Raw genomic sequence first — 17,124 nt, forward strand, 5'->3', positions numbered from 1 at the left:
AAAAAGCCCGAAGCAATGATTGCCTCGGGCTTTTTATTTGTAGGGAAGGTTATTTTAGCGCGGTTTTAAATTGTGCAACGGCTTCGTCCATATCATGAGCTTGAGCAGAAACAGAGTTCACTTCATGCAAGCATTCCTGAGCGGATTGCATGTTGTTTTCAGATATCGCGTTAAGCTCGGTGATTGAGCCACTAACTTGGTTCATCACGATACCTTGCTCTTCAATCGCAGAAGCAATGCGCTCCGAATTGCCTTGAATTGCATGCATGTCAGTGATGATCTGCTGCAGGCTAGAATCCAGTTTTTCAGAGGCATTGAGCGTTTGTTGTCCTTGATCGTTACATTGATCAATATCCGCCACGACCGTCGACATTTGAGCTTGAATATCAACAACAACTCGCGTGATTTCCTCGGTAGATTGATGAGTTCGGCTAGCTAGGGCACGTACTTCATCGGCAACAACGGCGAAGCCACGACCTTGCTCGCCTGCTCGCGCGGCTTCAATTGCTGCATTGAGAGCCAGTAAGTTAGTTTGTTCCGCAATTTCTTGGATGATGTTCACCGCACCACCAATTTTATCTACATGTTGGTTCAACGAGCCAATCGACTGCTGACTGTTCGATAAAATACTGGTCAATTGACCAATGTTGGTTACAGTAGTTTCAACAACACTTCGGCCTTGTTCGGCATTATTCGCGGCTTGATGCACACCCTCTACCGCAACCGACGTGCTTTCCGATATTTCGCCTATCGTTGCCACCATTTGCTGAACCGCAGTAGCCATCGATGCAGTGTGGTCCGTTTGAGTATGGAACTGCTCCATAACCCCTTCTAGCTCACGATGCATATTATCGGTACTGGCCGTTAACTGCGCCGATTTTTCTTGGGTGCCACTAATTAACTGCTCAAGCTTATCCAACAGATCATTCAGGTGGTGGCTGATATCAAATAGCTCATCTTTGCCTTTCAAGTCAGAGCGCAGTCCCATGTTGTTTGTTTCGCTAATGCTTCGAATGGTACCAAGCAAGCTGTTTACTCGTGTATTGATTGAGTGAGAGATCTGCCAAATCAATGCGAAAATAACACCTAAGATCAGGGCAGTAATGACTTGCTTGATGGTCGACATTTGTTCATCACGCTTTGCAGCAGCAGAGCTAAGGGCTGTCGAAAAGGTTTCAAATTGCTCTTCTACGGCATGAGATAATGCGCGAGTTTCACCAAGTAGGCCTTGGTCGTAAGCGACCCCTACAACTTGTTTTTGTGCCGCTACTAGCTTACCTGTTTTGATGAGCTCCGGAGCATATAGCCCCACAAGCAAATCACTATTGAATTGACCTGATTTGACCGCAGAGTCAAAACGAACCAACGCCAGCAATTGCTGGTGGTCGGAGCGTTGCTTGGCTTCTAACAGTGCTTGCTCGTAACCAGCAAGAAGGCCACTCTTTGCATCAAGTCCGTAGCGTTGGTAAGCACTGACCAGATTCTGAAAGCCCTTTTGGTATGCAAGGAGGTCTTGTTTGAATCGTTGACTGGAAGGTAATTCATTGCTCGTGAGTATGCTCGCAAGCTCTTTTTCGGTATTTAGAAACTTATCAACATTCGCATCAAATTTGTTTAAGTATTTGTCATTACTACGCAGTAAGAAATCTTTCTCGTTTCTGCGTAAGTTGAGTAAACGTATTTCTAGATCGCCAACGAGTTTGATGGCGTGGTTAAGTTCATTGCTCTTATTGGCGAAATGGGATGACGTACCCAAAAGGGCCACGATGCCTAAAATGGCGATAACTCCGAGGAAGTAGAGTTTTTGCCTAATAGTCATATTGTTGTTTCCTGAATAAGTAACTAAAAAGAGAAATCCAATGAGATTTCCCAAGGGCTAGCAAACGTTGTTCAACTAACATGTCGAGAAAACGACATGCATTAATACAGCACTTTCTTACGTTGCTGCTTTTTCGCTCCATGCTTGTTCTTGGTATCAAGTCTTCGGCGTTGAGAAGCGCGGGTTGGTTTCGTTTTAATACGCTTCTTCTCCTGTAAGGCGGCAGCTTTAATTAAAGCTTGAAGCCGATTCAGGGCGTCTTCCTTATTTTGTTCTTGCGTGCGAAATTGTTGCGCTTTGATGATGATCACGCCATCTTTAGTTATACGACTGTCAGAAAGAGCAAGTAATCGTTCTTTGTAGAAGTCAGGTAAGCTGGAATGTCGGATATCAAAGCGTAAATGTATAGCGGACGCTACCTTGTTAACGTTCTGGCCACCATTTCCTTGAGCTCTAATTGGGGATAATTGAATTTCCCACTCTTGAATTGTGACGGAGTTCGAAATTTTGAGCATGATAAGTAAATGCCGGTAAGGACGATTGAAAGAGCTGATAAATTAACATCACAGATGTACAAATAGAAGAAAAGACATGAGCACGATTGATTTTAGGCCCTATGAGGGATTCATATTTGATATGGATGGTACTTTAATAGATACCATGCCAGCCCATTTGGCGGCTTGGCAAGCAACCGCAGATCGCTTTGATTTTCCGTTTTGTCAGGAGTGGTTTCACAGTTTAGGGGGCATGCCGAGCTTTAAAATTGTTGAGGAGCTAAACCGTGTGCATGAGCTTTCATTAGATCCTAAAACCGTCGCTACATTTAAAATGGAAACGTTCGCTGCTATGGAGCTGCACGGGGACGTTATTCCGTGCACTAATATCGTGTTAGAAGAATATTTAGGCCACAAGAAAATAGCGGTCGGAACTGGCAGTCAACGAGAAAGTGCAATGCGCTTACTGAGCCACTCCGGTTTATTGGACAAGTTGGATGTTGTGGTAACAGCAAGTGATGTAGAGAATCATAAGCCTTTTCCGGATACCTTTTTGGTGGCGGCCGAGCATCTTGGGTTGGAAGCGTCACAATGTCTTGTATTCGAGGATACCGAGCTAGGTAAACGAGCGGCGCATGCAGCGGGTATGGATTGCGTTATGGTGCAAGATAACGAGTTAATCTTTTTTCCAAAACCATCGTAAAAAGAGCGATAAAGCGAGATCAAAATGGGGTGCAAACGCACCCCATTAACTGTTACAACATCATAGATAAAGTATCATAGATGTTTATTCAGGTTGAACTAGCTCTTGATATTCAAACGAAGGAACCACAACCTCTACGCGACGGTTTTTCTCACGACCTTCACGAGTGCTGTTGTCAGCAACTGGGTTTTCTTCACCCATGCCTTTCACAGTTAAACGATCTGAGTCAATGCCTGCAGCAGTTAGGTAATCCGCAACAGATTGAGCACGACGCTCAGACAGTTTTTGGTTGTAAGTCGCAGGACCAGAGCTATCCGTGTAGCCAGTGATCTCTACTTGAGCTTGAGGGTATTCGTTCAAGAATGATACGAAGTTGTCTAGACGCTCCGAAACAGAGTCTGTTAGCTTAGCACTGTCGAATTCAAACGTACCTGTACCGTACTCTTCTTTGTGCACTTTGCTCATCATCACTGGTTCTGGATCTGGCTCAACCACTTCTTCTGTTACAACTGCCGCAACCACTGGCGCAGCCGCAAATTTGTAGTTAAAGCCGATACCGAAGAAGTTAGCGTCCATGTCGTCCCATACGTCATCAGACAGGTCTTGATAGCGTTGATATTCTGCGCGTACGCTCCAGTTTCTGTCGATAGTGTATTCAGCACCTAGCGAGCCAGTTGGAACGAAATCTTTTTCGTCATCAGACATCATGTAAGCACCACCGATCTTAGCGAATAAATTCCAAGATTCGTTTAAGTGCCAGTTGAATTTAGGTGCGAGAGTTAAAGCCGTTAAATTGCCGTCGATCGTATTAACTGTATTAGCCCCTGACTTAAAGTTAGCTTTGTAATCGCCTAAGAAGTCGACACCATACTCTAGCCCGATGATATCGGTGAAGTCATAACCGATATGTAGTCCAGCACCAAAAGCTTCATCATCACAAGGGCTATTTAGATAGCAAGCATCGTCAAGTGTAGTCATGCCTACTTTGCCCCCGATATACATTTCAGCTTGAGCAGAGTTTAAAAGCGCGCTACTACCAGCTACCACTGCTGCTACTGCAATTGCTACTTTGTTCATAATGTTTCCTTGTATTGATTGCATATTAACTTCTACTTCGTTTTATCAAAAAATTAGAAAAAACCAGCGTTTATAAGAAATTAGTTTAATATTCTAATCATTTCATATCAAGCAACAATATCTTTGAACTTGATCAACATTTACTAACCAATAACACCTCACAAACTTCTGATATTTCTTACATTGTAGTAAAGATTTTTAGGGTCATAAGAAAATTGATGATTATTTTGAACTTTTTTTCGTAAACTTTATTTTACATTGTGCGTGGTGGTTAACAGGTGGTTTTTATTTGCATTTATTTGCAAAAACTGATTGCAAGTCTACGCCTAAGCCGATAAGTTACTTAAACGCTAGACAGAAAATGACCAGAGCCCTTGATGCTGCTCGCTTTGTGAACAATGTTGCAATGAGTTCAGTTGGCAAAAAATTGGGTCGGAAATAAAAACCAGGAAGTAGAAGTAATGTTTCAAACTGATGATGTAAGAATAAATAGAGTAAAAGAGTTATTGCCACCTGTAGCAGTATTAGAGAAGTTCCCAGCGACTGAAACCGCTTCTTCGACCACTTTCGATTGCCGTAATGCCATTCACAATATTCTTGAAGGAAAAGATGACCGATTGCTTGTAATTGTTGGCCCGTGTTCCATTCACGATCCTGCTGCTGCGGTTGAATATGGTAAAAAGCTAAAAGTATTACGTGATGAACTTGGTGAACAACTAGAAGTTGTGATGCGAGTTTATTTTGAGAAACCGCGTACAACGGTAGGATGGAAAGGTCTGATCAACGACCCTTACCTAAATGATACCTACAAGCTGAATGATGGTCTGCGTATTGGACGTAAGCTTCTTCTTGATCTTACCGATATGGGCTTGCCGACCGCGAGTGAGTTCCTAGATATGATCACGCCTCAGTACGTGGCGGATCTGATCAGTTGGGGGGCTATCGGTGCTCGTACGACAGAATCTCAGGTTCACCGTGAGCTTGCTTCTGGTCTTTCTTGCCCTGTTGGGTTTAAAAATGGTACAGACGGGAACATTAAGATCGCGAGCGACGCGATTCGTTCTGCAAGTGCTTCTCACCACTTCTTATCAGTAACAAAATACGGTCATTCTGCGATCGTAGAAACCGCTGGCAATCCTGATTGCCATATCATTCTCCGTGGTGGTAAAGAGCCAAACTACAGTGCAGCGCATGTTGCTCAAATTAAAGACGAGTTAGACGGCGCAGGGCTACCGAAAAAAGTGATGATTGATTTTAGCCACGCTAACAGCTCGAAGCAGTTCAAACGTCAAATGTTGGTATCTGATGACGTATCAGAGCAAATCGCTGGTGGCGAAGAAGCAATTTTTGGTGTGATGATTGAGTCTCATTTAGTTGAAGGTCGCCAAGACTTAGTGGATGGCAAAGCGGCCACTTATGGTCAGTCGATTACCGATGCATGTATCGGTTGGGAAGATACGGAAACCGTACTTCGTCAGCTTTCTGATGCAGTAAAAGCGCGCCGTAATAAATAAGCTCAACAGAAAGAACTTTTTTAAAGAGCCAGAGGCATTGTGCCTCTGGCTCTTTTTATTGAGAATTACTCGCATCTCTTTCTATTGTTTCTGCTTTCCTATATGTTATCTGTATGCGCTGTAACCAAAAGGAATTTGGAATTGAATCGTAATGTATGGCTATTATCCCTTTGCCAAGCCCTATTAATGACAGGGAATATTTTACTCATATCTGTTATTGCCCTTATTGGCAAAACACTTGCGCCGTCATCAAGTTTTATTACGTTGCCCGTTGCGCTGCAATTTTTAGGACTGATGGCTGCGACGATCCCAGCATCACTGATTATGGGCAAGTTAGGACGTCGCCTTGGGTTTAGTCTCGGTAATGTTATTGGCATTTTGGGTGCCAGCCTAGCGACGTATGCGTTAAGTCAACAGAACTTCTATCTATTCTGTGTTTCTACCTTTTTGCTCGGTGTTGGTATTGGCTTCGGTACGCTATACAGATTTGCTGCTATTGAAGTGTGTGAAGAGTCGGCAAGACACAGGGCGATTTCGATATCTATGGCGGGAGGGGTACTAGCGGCGATACTTGGCCCTAATTTGGCGGTGTATTCGCAGCAATGGTCAAATGATGGTTTGTACATTAGTGCTTTTGCCGTGCTTATTGGACTTTATATAACTGCGTTGATCGTGCTGCAAACGATTCGTTTTCCACCAGCACACACGCAAGTTCTACATACTAAAGCGGATAAAGTGGGGGACATTATCCGTCGACCTAATTTCATGCTAGCGGTTATCGCCGCAATGGTTGCGTATGCGGTAATGAACATTTTAATGACAGCAACGCCTCTGGCGATGATTGGTTGTGGCTTTGATTTTGACAAAGCGGCAGGAGTGATCGAATGGCATGTGCTGGGCATGTTTGCACCGGCGTTTGTCACGGGACGCTTGATAGAGCGGTTTGGCGCGAAGAATATGATTTTAGCCGGTGGATTGCTATTTGTTGCTTGCATTGGAATTAACATGCACGGAGTGTCCATTTGGCACTTTAGTTTTGCTTTAGTTCTGTTAGGCGTTGGTTGGAACTTTATGTTTATCGCGGCAACTGGGTTATTTAGTCAAAGCTATGAAGCGAAAAACAGGAGCAAGGCTCAGGCATTTAATGAATTCTTCGTGTTCAGTTGTGTCACTATCACTGCATTACTATCTGGCTGGCTTGAATCCACCGTAGGTTGGCAAAACCTTAATTTGTACGTTCTTCCTTTTGTGCTACTCGTCATCGTGATGTTTGCTTTGAAAACGAACAAAGAAACGGAATCCCAAACTGCTTGATTAGATCTTCTATACATGGCCCGGCATAACGTGTCGGGTTTTGCTTATTAGCTCAACTCCACAACTTCTTCTTTATATTTTTATTGATAATGTGAATTCCCACACTAAAAATGTCGAATTGATAAGACTTTTTGTCTAACTTTTTGTAATAAAAATAAAAATCCTGTATATATCTTGCCGAAAATCAATAAAAACTACAGAAGTTTCGTCTATGTCAGTCAATATTTCTCATAAAGCTCAAGAAACTCTCGTGAGGGAGTCTGAGGAACTCGTCTCAACAACGAACCTACAAGGTGTTATTACGTATTGTAACGAAGCCTTTTGCCGTGTTGCTGAGTACACTCACGAAGAACTCGTCGGCCAGAACCACAATATCGTTCGCCACAATGACATGCCTAAAGCCGCTTTCGGCGATATGTGGGCACGTCTTAAGCAAGGCAAAGCCTGGCGCGGCATGGTTAAGAATGCCACTAAGTCGGGCGGTTACTATTGGGTTGATGCCTATGTCACCCCTATTTATGAAAATAACCACGTTGTTGGTTATCAATCTGTGCGCGTGAAGCCAAAGCGAGAGTGGGTTGATATAGCCACGAAAGCCTACAAGAGTATGCGCGCCGCCGAGAAATCAGGTCGTACTTGGTCGTTGAAAATCAATGAAACCATTCGCTATGCGATTCTACTTGGCGCATTGACCGCACCTGCAGCCGCATATGCATTGTCTATTGAAGGTCCATTAGCTTGGCTTGCAAGTGCACTACCTGCGAGTGTTCTAGCGTTGTTATTCCGCCAAGAATTAATTGATACGCCTCAACAACTGAAAAAGTTACAAAAGCAATACGACAGCGTGAGTCGCTTGATCTATTCCGGTAATACGGCATTTTCGATTGCCGATTTCCATATCAAAATGCTGTCCGCAAGAATTCGAACCGTGTTGGGAAGAATGACTGACTCCGCACTGCCGTTGCAGCATTGTGCTGAAGAATTGAGCCAAACCACAGCAGAAGTTTCGGCTGCATTAAATCAGCAAAACACCGATATTCATCGCGTACGTGATGCGACTCAAGAGGTGGAGTCTTCGGCGAATTCAGTCTCTTCTAGCACCAATGATGCCCATATGCTAATTGATGATACATTGAAGTCATGCTTGATGGCGAAGGAGACCATCGATCAAACGCACACCAATCTAGCGCAATTAAGCCTTCAAGCTGAAAAAGCGACGGAAACGACGTATCAACTGAGTGATCAGGCGCAGAAAGTGAATCATTTGATGGAAGAGATTGGTGGGATCGCAGAACAAACCAATTTACTGGCACTTAACGCGGCAATTGAAGCGGCGAGGGCGGGTGAGCAAGGTCGTGGTTTTGCTGTTGTTGCCGATGAGGTGCGCGCGCTCTCTGGTCGCACATCCAATGCAACTGAACAAATCCAAGCGTCTATCTCTGCTATGTTGGCGACGATACAAAGTTGGCAAAAAGACATTCTGGCAAACAAAGAGCAAACGGATACATGTTCTCAGGTTGCCGAACAAAGCGCGCTTCGTTTGTCTGAGGTTGAACAGATGATGCAAAGCATGAGTGGGTTGATGGTCGATGTGGCGGAAGCGGCGAATAACCAGCTGAAGCTATCCAGCGATGTAAATCAGCATATTCACTCTATTGCTTCTACGGCAGAGCAAAACTTGGCAGCAACGCACTCCGTAGAGCAAAACAGCCGTCAGTTGAAAGAGCAAGTACAAGATTTCTATCAGCTCGCGCTTCGATTTGAAGACAAATAGCCGTAACGAAAGTCGTTGTGTTCACTTTCTGGCTGTGTTTACACAAATAGGGGCCAGATAAAAGAAAGCCCCGCCATTGCTGGCGGGGCTTTTCAGTTTTCACATTCGCAATAGAGAAAACTGATTATCTTTTTACTGCAATTACGCTAGTAGTTCTTTTGCTGTATTTACTACGTTTTCAGTAGTGAAACCGAACATTTTAAACAGTTCACCAGCAGGTGCAGATTCACCGAATGAAGTCATACCGATGATGCGACCGTCGAAGCCTACGTACTTGTACCAGAAGTCAGCAATACCTGCTTCGATAGCGATACGAGCTGTTACGTCTGATGGTAGAACGGCTTCACGGTAAGCGGCGTCTTGCTTGTCAAATGCATCTGTTGATGGCATTGAAACAACGCGTACTTTCTTACCTTCAGCAGTTAGCTGTGCTGCTGCTTCTACTGCTAGTTCAACTTCAGAACCTGTTGCGATAAGGATTAGCTCTGGCTTGCCTTCGCAATCTTTCAGGATGTAACCACCTTTCGCGATGTTTGCTAATTGCTCCGCATCACGCTCTTGTTGCGCTAGGTTCTGACGAGAGAAGATAAGCGCAGTTGGTGCATCTTTACGTTCAATCGCTAGTTTCCAAGCCACTGCTGATTCAACTTGGTCACATGGACGCCATGTGCTCATGTTTGGCGTTAGACGTAGCGATGCCATTTGCTCAACCGGTTGGTGAGTTGGGCCATCTTCGCCAAGACCGATAGAATCGTGCGTGTACACTTGGATGTTCTGAATCTTCATCAGAGCCGCCATACGCATTGCGTTACGAGCATATTCCATGAACATTAGGAATGTCGCGCCGTAAGGAACGAAACCACCGTGTAGCGCAATACCGTTCATGATCGCCGTCATACCGAATTCACGTACACCGTAGTGGATGTAGTTACCAGAGAAGTCACTTGCTTCTAGAGACTTAGAACCAGACCACATGGTTAGGTTAGACGGCGCTAGGTCAGCAGAGCCGCCCATGAACTCAGGTAGTAGAGCACCAAATGCCTCTAGAGCGTTTTGAGATGCTTTACGTGACGCAATGTTTGCTGGGTTTGCTTGAAGATCGGCAATGATTTGGCTTGCTTTCTCTTCCCACTGTGCAGGAAGTTCACCGTTTACGCGGCGTTTAAATTCAGCTGCCAGCTCAGGGTACGCTGCTTCATAAGCTGCAAATTTCTCGTTCCACGCAGCTTCCTTAGCTGCGCCTGTTTCTTTCGCTGACCATTCTGCGTAGACTTCTTGCGGAATTTCAAAAGGACCGTGCTCCCAACCTAGTTCTTTGCGTGTTGCTGCGATTTCTTCTGCACCTAGTGGCGCACCGTGACAATCGTGTGAACCAGATTTGTTTGGTGAACCAAAACCGATGATTGTCTTAGTACAGATAAGTGTAGGGCGAGGATCCGCTTTCGCCGCTTCGATTGCTGCGTTGATCGCTTCAGAATCGTGACCGTCTACTGCTGGGATTACGTGCCAGCCGTACGCTTCAAAACGCTTAGGCGTGTCGTCAGAGAACCAACCTTCAACGTGACCATCGATTGAGATGCCGTTGTCATCCCAGAATGCGATCAGTTTGCCTAGACCTAGTGTACCTGCTAGAGAGCATGCCTCGTGCGAGATACCTTCCATCAGACAGCCGTCGCCCATGAACACGTAAGTAAAGTGGTCAACGATGTCGTGGCCTTCTTTGTTGAACTGTGCTGCTAGCGCTTTCTCAGCTAGAGCCATACCAACCGCGTTAGTGATGCCTTGACCTAGAGGACCCGTTGTGGTCTCGATACCAGGCGCGTAGCCGTACTCTGGGTGACCAGGAGTCTTAGAGTGAAGCTGACGGAAGTTTTTCAGATCATCGATAGATAGCTCGTAACCGCTCAAGTGCAGTAGAGAGTAAATTAGCATTGAGCCGTGGCCGTTAGACAGTACGAAACGGTCGCGGTCTGCCCACTCAGGGTTTGATGGGTTGTGGTTTAGGTGAGAACGCCAAAGAACTTCAGCGATATCAGCCATGCCCATAGGTGCACCTGGGTGACCAGAGTTAGCTTGTTGAACACCATCCATGCTTAGCGCACGGATTGCATTTGCTAGATATTTACGATCCATAGTGATTACTTCTCGATAAGGGTTTAAATAGAGGGAACTCGTCGAAACAAGTTCAAATAGAAAATCTTGAATAAGCGCTGATGGTAAAAGCGAGTAGACGGGCTACTCGCTTTTGGTAAGCAATTAAAGCTTAGCTTCGATCATCGCTTCTAGTTTACCTTGGTCAACGGCGAAGTTGCGGATGCCTTCAGCCAGTTTCTCAACCGCCATTGGGTCTTGGTTGTGTTCCCATAGGAACTCAGAATGAGTCATTGGTGCAGGACGCTCAGCTGCGCCTTTAGAATCAACTAGCTTCTCAACCACTTCACCTTCTGCAGCTTCTAGCTCAGCAAGTAGAGCAGGAGCGATAGTTAGACGGTCACAGCCAGCCAGTTCTAGGATCTCACCGATGTTACGGAAGCTTGCGCCCATTACGACAGTTTTGTAGCCGTACTCTTTGTAGTAGTTGTAGATCTTAGTTACAGACAGTACGCCTGGATCTTCTGAAGCTTCGAAGTCACGGCCTTCTTTCGCTTTGTACCAGTCCATAATACGGCCAACGAATGGAGAGATTAGGAATACGCCAGCTTCTGCACAAGCACGCGCTTGAGCGAATGAGAATAGAAGCGTTAGGTTACAGTTGATGCCTTCTTTCTCTAGGATTTCTGCTGCGCGGATACCTTCCCAAGTAGACGCTAGTTTGATAAGGATGCGGTCGTTAGTGATGCCTGCATCGTTGTACATTTTTACTAGTTGACGTGCTTTCGCTACGCTGCCTTCCATATCGTAAGATAGGCGCGCGTCAACTTCTGTAGAGATACGACCTGGAATAGTTTTTAGGATTTCTTTACCGATGTTTACTGCAAGCATGTCACAAGTGTCTTGAACTTGTTGAGCTTTGTCGTTGCTCTGTGCTTTAGCATATTCGATTGAAGCATCGATTAGAGGTGCGTACTCTGCGATTTGAGCGGCTTTCAGGATAAGAGAAGGGTTAGTTGTTGCGTCTTCTGGTTGATACTTTTTGATTGCATCAATTTCGCCAGTGTCTGCTACTACAGTCGTTAGTTTACGAAGTTGCTCTAACTTGTTGCTCATAATCGATCATCCTATTTAAATGGGCTTAAGCGTGATTTTTGTTATCACAGCTTGTGCATTTGCAAGCGAGTTAGCTAATCGTCTCATCGCATTTAATGAGACATCTGCTCAGCCAACTACGGAAAATTTCGTTACCGAACAAATGCAATGAACATTTGATCGATAGCTGAGTAAATGATGTGTCCATATTTATCCTATCTATGCTGAAAGTCAATCGCTGAAATTGACTTATAGTGAACTTCATCAACGTTTTTTTACTGTGTGTTTAGTGGTTAACCCAAATAAACGTTTGCCCTTATTGTTCAAAGGTTGAGCGTTGTACGTGAGGGTAAAAAATTGTAGTGAGAAAATGTTATTGCGATGAGCAAATGTAGCGTTTAAATTGATAAAGAACATATGCTAAGTCAATGAGCATATGCTCACTTATTGCATACAATATCGATCCTCTTAAAGGGCGAGAGAAACCATGAGCAGTTCTAATCAAGATATTTCCATTGAAAACACGGATTTGTTGACAGAGATTTCCGTCGCGTATTATCAAGACGGTGCGACTCAGGAAGAGATATCGAGAAAATTTGCCATATCACGCGCAAAGGTCGGGCGAATGCTCAAGCAGGCGCGTGATGAAGGCATCGTTGAAATCACCGTTAAATACCACCCGGTGTTTAGCGCCAAGATTGAGCAACGTTTGATCGAGCGATTCGGCGTTAAGCGTGCGCTTGTCGCTCTTGATCAGCCAAATGAAGAGGCACAGCGACTACAGGTATCGGGATTGGTGTCCAATTACCTCACCAGCACGCTTAAAAACGGCATGGTGGTGACGGTCGGACAAGGGCGCAACGTGTCGTCCGTCGCTCACCATATTGGTGTTATTACGCCGCGTGACTGTAAATTTGTATGTGGTATCGGCGGTATTCACCCACGTGGTGGTATGTATAACGCCGACCACATTTGTCGTCAGTTAGCGAAAAAGTACGGTGGAACGTCCGAAACTCTCTATGCGCCGGCTTATGCAGAGAACAGAGAACAGAAGTTGGCTTTCATGCAAAATGCAACCGTGAAACAAACGCTCGACCTAGCACGTAAAGCTGATGTCGCTTTGGTCGGTATTGGTGACATGAGCGAAAACAGCTACATGGTGGACTTAGGTTGGTTTACGCCTGATGAAGTGGTTCAGTCGAGACTTCAACAAGGCGTGGTCGGGGACTTTGCAGGTTATGATTTCTTTGATATTCACGGTAATGTTGCCAACACCGTAATGAGTGACCGAGTGATTGGCCTTGGTATTGAAGAGTTTCGCCCAATATCGGAAGTCATCGCGATTGCAGCGGAGAACAGCAAGCCGCTCGCCTTACTTGGAGCATTAAGAACCGGAGCGATAGACGTGATCGCCACGAGCGTCAGCAACGCATTAACGGTACTCAACTTAGATGAGCAAATGCACGGCAACGCGGCATCTGAGAGTTAGCACAAATAATATGCAATTTATGTAATCAGGCTGCGAGGAGTTATAAATGACTCGCAGCCTGATTTCGTTTCCAAGTTAAAAATATTCTCTAGGAGTAGCTTTAAATTTGTACATCTACTCTGGAGAACACAATGAAAAAGACACTTCTTGCTGCACTGATTATGGGGCTGACTGGTGCTGCGCACGCCGAGCAAAAAGTCGTGGCGGGTTACTTTGCGGATTGGCAGTACGCGAATGCAGAAAACCCATACACGGTGAACGATATTCCCGCCGATAAGCTGACGCATGTGATTTACGCGTTTCTTAGTATGTGCGGCCCTCATGCCGGTGCTTCTGAAACGGTACAAAAACTGGTTGCCGAACAATGTGAAGGAAAAGATCCGTATACGGCGATCATTGTCGATACCGAAGCAGCATTAGAAAAGGACTTTGGCGATGTCTCCGTTAACGTGCCATACAAAGGCCACTTCGCTCAACTTGCTGAAATGAAGAAACAACATCCTGATCTTAAAATTCTCCCTTCTTTTGGTGGTTGGACAATGTCCGAACCGTTCCATGCTATGGCGAAAAGCAAACAAGCGATGGATAAATTTTCAAAAACTGCCGTTAAGTTGATTGCTCAATATGATTTCTTTGATGGTATTGATCTGGATTGGGAATACCCAGGTGGTGGCGGTTTAACAACGTCGCCTTGGAACCCTGACACCAAGCTTTCTGATGAACAAAAAGCATCTGAGCGTGAGGCCTTTACCTATTTAGTAAAAACCATGCGTGCAGAGTTAGATGAACTCACAAATCAAACCAAACGTGAATACGAGCTCTCTACTGCTGTTGGCGTTGGTCCAAAAGCAGCAGGTATCGATTGGAAAGCCGCGGAGCCGTACCTAACTAACATGTTTGCGATGACGTATGACTTCCTTGGTGGTTGGGGGCAGCAAACTGGGCATACTACCAACTTGCATGCGACTGAGCGAAGCTGGTGGGGCATGGGCGCAGACGTGTTCATCAATCAGATGATTGAGCTCGGTATTCCAAGTGAGAAACTGGTGATTGGCGCTGCGTTTTACGGGCGTGGCTGGCAAGGCACCAAAGACTTCTCGGGTGGCTTACCAACGCAAGATCTTGTATCCGAGCAAGGAGCGCAGTTTGGTACGGGTGAGAACGGCTATTTCATGTTCTGGGATTTGGTGAAGAACTATGGAGCGGAGCAGGGCTACGAGTACAAGTATGATGAGCAATCTCAAGCGCCTTACTTGTGGCATCCTGTAAAGAAAGTCTTTATCTCTTACGAAGATCAACGCTCGATCAAAGCCAAAGCAAATTGGGCTAAACAGGCGAACTTAGGTGGCATTTTTACCTGGGAATTATCAGGCGACCCGAAAGGCGAGTTGGTGGAGGTGATGCACCAAGAAATGAATAAATAAAACCTTCTAAGCAAAGCGATCGTAGTTATTCAACTACGGTTTCTTTGCTTTGGTTCTGCTTCGTAAAAGCGATCAAGTCTTCAAGCGATAAAGGTTTAGAGTAGAAGTAGCCCTGAATCAAATCACAACCGCAAGCTTTTAACTCATTCAGTTGTTGCAGCGTCTCTACTCCTTCAGCTAGTACTTTCATTTCAAAGTTTTTGCCGATAGAAATGATATTCTTAACCATATTCAGTGCTTTTTTGTCATGCTCAATGTGATCGACAAAGCTCTTGTCAATCTTCACCTCATCAATAGGTAGCGTACGCAACATGCTTAATGAAGAGTAGCCAGTCCCGAAATCATCGAGCGAGATTTTAAAGCCAAGAGCATGCAAGCGCTCGCAAATTGGTGCGAACTTTTCAAGATCTTCAATAAACAGGTTTTCGGTGATCTCTAGGGTAATCTTTGAACATTCGATGCCGCGTTTCTCAATAGCATTCATAAGATTAGTAATGAATTTGGCGTGAACAAACTGTTTGACCGAGATGTTAATAGACATCTGGATAGATGTATCAATATTACCAGTCAGTTTAGCCATATCTGACAGGCTATTTTCAATGATTTGTTCACCAATACGAACCATCAACCCAGTGCTTTCTGCGACGGGAATAAATTCACTTGGTGGGACTAAGCCGAGCTCATCATCACTCCAACGAATAAGCGCTTCGACACCATAAATATCGCCTTCTAGGTTTAACTGAGGTTGATAAACCATATGAAGCGCTTGCTTATCTATCGCGAGCCTCAGGCGTTGCTCAATTTTCATTTTACGCAGATGTGTAGCTTGCATCTGTTGATTGAACAGGCTGTATACGTTGCGTTGTTTTTTCGCTTGATACATCGCAATATCGGCTGACAGGAGCAATTCATCTAATGTTTCACCATGGTGTGGATAGCAGGCAATACCAATACTGCAACTGAGCAGAAACTGACTGTCATTGACTTCGTAGGGCTCTGATAGCGCCTTTATTAAGTCGCTCGCTAGTCTTTTAACGCTTACTTCATCAATTCGATTCGTTAGAAAAATAAACTCGTCACTGGCTTCACGGATGATTAATCGGCCATCGCTAACAAAGGTGTTTAAGCGGATAGATATTTGTTTTAGAACTTCGTCGCCAAAGTCATGACCATGTGTGTCGTTGACTGATTTGAAATTATCAATATCGATAAACATCAAAGAAAAAGGATTCCCTTTCCCAGAAAGCCAGTGTCGAATGTTTGCGCGTAGGTACTCTCGGTTTGGTAATCCAGTGAGATGATCGTGGTTCGCTTGATAGAGCAAACGCAGTTTTGTTTTATGTTCATTGTTCGCAATGGAGCGAAATAAAGCGTAAAAAGCACCTTGGACGATAAGAAAAACAATCGAGTACAGTGCAAACTGTTCGTAAAATCCGCGCTTAATAAAATTCAAATCTGTCGAGGAAGAGGCCCAAAGATGATAATCAGGAAGGTATCTCAATGTGATTAACTCACTCAGGCGAGAATTGTCGACAACAATATTGAGCGCTCGTGTGAGCTCTTTTAGTTGCGCCATATCCCAGCCTGAATCTTTTGTGATTTGAGCCATAACGGCTTTTATATCTAAATCATTGGCAGGTTTTAGGTAATCTTCTAGGGTTGTATCTTCTGACGAGCTAAAAGTAAGGTAGCCATCACTGCGGATCAATGTGACCCGGTTGTGCTCATTGGCATGGATATCGTTACGAAAAACCGAAGATGAATTCATATTAAAGCCAGCCGTCATCACTGCTTGTACAACACCATCTTTATTTGGAATTGCTTTTCGGATCGGAATCACAAGTGAATCTTGAGCTGGCATAAAATACGTTCGACCTATAATCATTCGGTCGGAGTTGAGCGCTGCCAAAAAGGTATCACGAGTCAATGGATCTTGTTTTAGATTATGTAGCTTTGCCAAGATCAAGTTGGAGCTTACGGCGATGTAGTCTCCATCGGGGTTGGTTAGGCCGAATCCAATAATCGCCGGATGGATACTGAGCAGTTTGTCCAGCATCGGGCGAGTTTGAACTGCTGCTGTACGAGTAAAGTCATTTCTCTCGACCAACTGATGACCAATGACTTCAAGTAACGATTCTTGTCCTTTCAGAAGTGATTCGACAGAAGAGGCAAACAGCTCCAATTGTAGGAGCTGCTTATCTTTGTACTTATTCAGGGTTGACTCATAATGGTAGCGGCCAAACAACACGAACAGCACGGCGCTTATTGTAAGTAGCGCCATGTATAGTGTCCAAATGTTCTTCTTTAACCTGACCATGCCGCTTCGATAG

General features: G+C 44.8%; 12 protein-coding genes. 6 read left to right on the plus strand and 6 right to left on the minus strand.

Annotated features, from left to right (window positions below; genetic code table 11):
- Positions 1 to 49: 49 nt before the first annotated feature.
- The gene (locus tag L3V30_RS09395) at positions 50 to 1,819 is read right to left on the minus strand and encodes a methyl-accepting chemotaxis protein (protein WP_237308784.1); all 1,770 of its coding nucleotides are present in this window, start codon (positions 1,817 to 1,819) and stop codon (positions 50 to 52) included.
- A 101-nt stretch (positions 1,820 to 1,920) separates the two neighbouring features.
- Positions 1,921 to 2,334, minus strand: a complete 414-nt coding sequence (gene arfB / locus L3V30_RS09400; RefSeq protein WP_005396137.1) for an alternative ribosome rescue aminoacyl-tRNA hydrolase ArfB — start codon at positions 2,332 to 2,334, stop codon at positions 1,921 to 1,923.
- 76 nt (positions 2,335 to 2,410) lie between these two features.
- Between arfB and L3V30_RS09405 the strand changes: the two genes are divergently transcribed.
- Positions 2,411 to 3,016: a beta-phosphoglucomutase family hydrolase gene (locus L3V30_RS09405; RefSeq protein ID WP_104972370.1), complete on the plus strand. Its 606-nt coding sequence runs from the start codon at positions 2,411 to 2,413 to the stop codon at positions 3,014 to 3,016.
- A gap of 84 nt (positions 3,017 to 3,100) precedes the next feature.
- Here L3V30_RS09405 and L3V30_RS09410 read toward each other — a convergent pair whose 3' ends face one another.
- Complete coding sequence (locus tag L3V30_RS09410; protein WP_005396135.1) at positions 3,101 to 4,093, minus strand: OmpA family protein; 993 nt, start codon at positions 4,091 to 4,093, stop codon at positions 3,101 to 3,103.
- A gap of 461 nt (positions 4,094 to 4,554) precedes the next feature.
- Between L3V30_RS09410 and aroG the strand changes: the two genes are divergently transcribed.
- The 3 genes from aroG (at position 4,555) to L3V30_RS09425 (ending at position 8,695) form a co-directional block, all read left to right on the plus strand.
- Positions 4,555 to 5,607: a 3-deoxy-7-phosphoheptulonate synthase AroG gene (gene aroG / locus L3V30_RS09415; RefSeq protein WP_005396134.1), complete on the plus strand. Its 1,053-nt coding sequence runs from the start codon at positions 4,555 to 4,557 to the stop codon at positions 5,605 to 5,607.
- A gap of 141 nt (positions 5,608 to 5,748) precedes the next feature.
- Positions 5,749 to 6,921 (plus strand): MFS transporter, encoded by a 1,173-nt coding sequence (locus L3V30_RS09420; protein ID WP_237308785.1) that lies wholly within the window; start codon positions 5,749 to 5,751, stop codon positions 6,919 to 6,921.
- Between the two features lie 211 nt (positions 6,922 to 7,132).
- A complete protein-coding gene (locus L3V30_RS09425) occupies positions 7,133 to 8,695 on the plus strand; it encodes a PAS domain-containing methyl-accepting chemotaxis protein (RefSeq protein WP_237308786.1) in 1,563 nt (520 codons plus the stop codon).
- Positions 8,696 to 8,836: 141 nt separating this feature from the next.
- Here the strand turns inward: L3V30_RS09425 and tkt are convergent, their stop codons facing one another.
- Positions 8,837 to 10,828 carry a transketolase gene (tkt, locus tag L3V30_RS09430; protein ID WP_145472775.1) on the minus strand — a complete coding sequence of 664 codons (1,992 nt, stop codon included), beginning with the start codon at positions 10,826 to 10,828 and terminating at the stop codon, positions 8,837 to 8,839.
- Between the two features lie 123 nt (positions 10,829 to 10,951).
- Positions 10,952 to 11,902: a transaldolase gene (gene tal, locus L3V30_RS09435; protein ID WP_005396118.1), complete on the minus strand. Its 951-nt coding sequence runs from the start codon at positions 11,900 to 11,902 to the stop codon at positions 10,952 to 10,954.
- Between the two features lie 466 nt (positions 11,903 to 12,368).
- Here tal and L3V30_RS09440 point away from each other — a divergent pair, with 466 nt between their 5' ends.
- Together L3V30_RS09440 and L3V30_RS09445 are read left to right on the plus strand one after the other, a co-directional pair.
- Positions 12,369 to 13,370, plus strand: a complete 1,002-nt coding sequence (locus tag L3V30_RS09440) for a sugar-binding transcriptional regulator (protein ID WP_005396112.1) — start codon at positions 12,369 to 12,371, stop codon at positions 13,368 to 13,370.
- A gap of 131 nt (positions 13,371 to 13,501) precedes the next feature.
- Positions 13,502 to 14,794, plus strand: a complete 1,293-nt coding sequence (locus L3V30_RS09445; RefSeq protein WP_237308787.1) for a glycoside hydrolase family 18 protein — start codon at positions 13,502 to 13,504, stop codon at positions 14,792 to 14,794.
- Between the two features lie 25 nt (positions 14,795 to 14,819).
- Here the strand turns inward: L3V30_RS09445 and L3V30_RS09450 are convergent, their stop codons facing one another.
- Complete coding sequence (locus L3V30_RS09450) at positions 14,820 to 17,111, minus strand: EAL domain-containing protein (RefSeq protein ID WP_237308788.1); 2,292 nt, start codon at positions 17,109 to 17,111, stop codon at positions 14,820 to 14,822.
- Positions 17,112 to 17,124 lie beyond the last annotated feature (13 nt).

Origin of the sequence: Vibrio sp. A1-1, assembly GCF_021728175.1 — a bacterium.
Classification (GTDB): Bacteria; Pseudomonadota; Gammaproteobacteria; order Enterobacterales; family Vibrionaceae; genus Vibrio; species Vibrio diabolicus.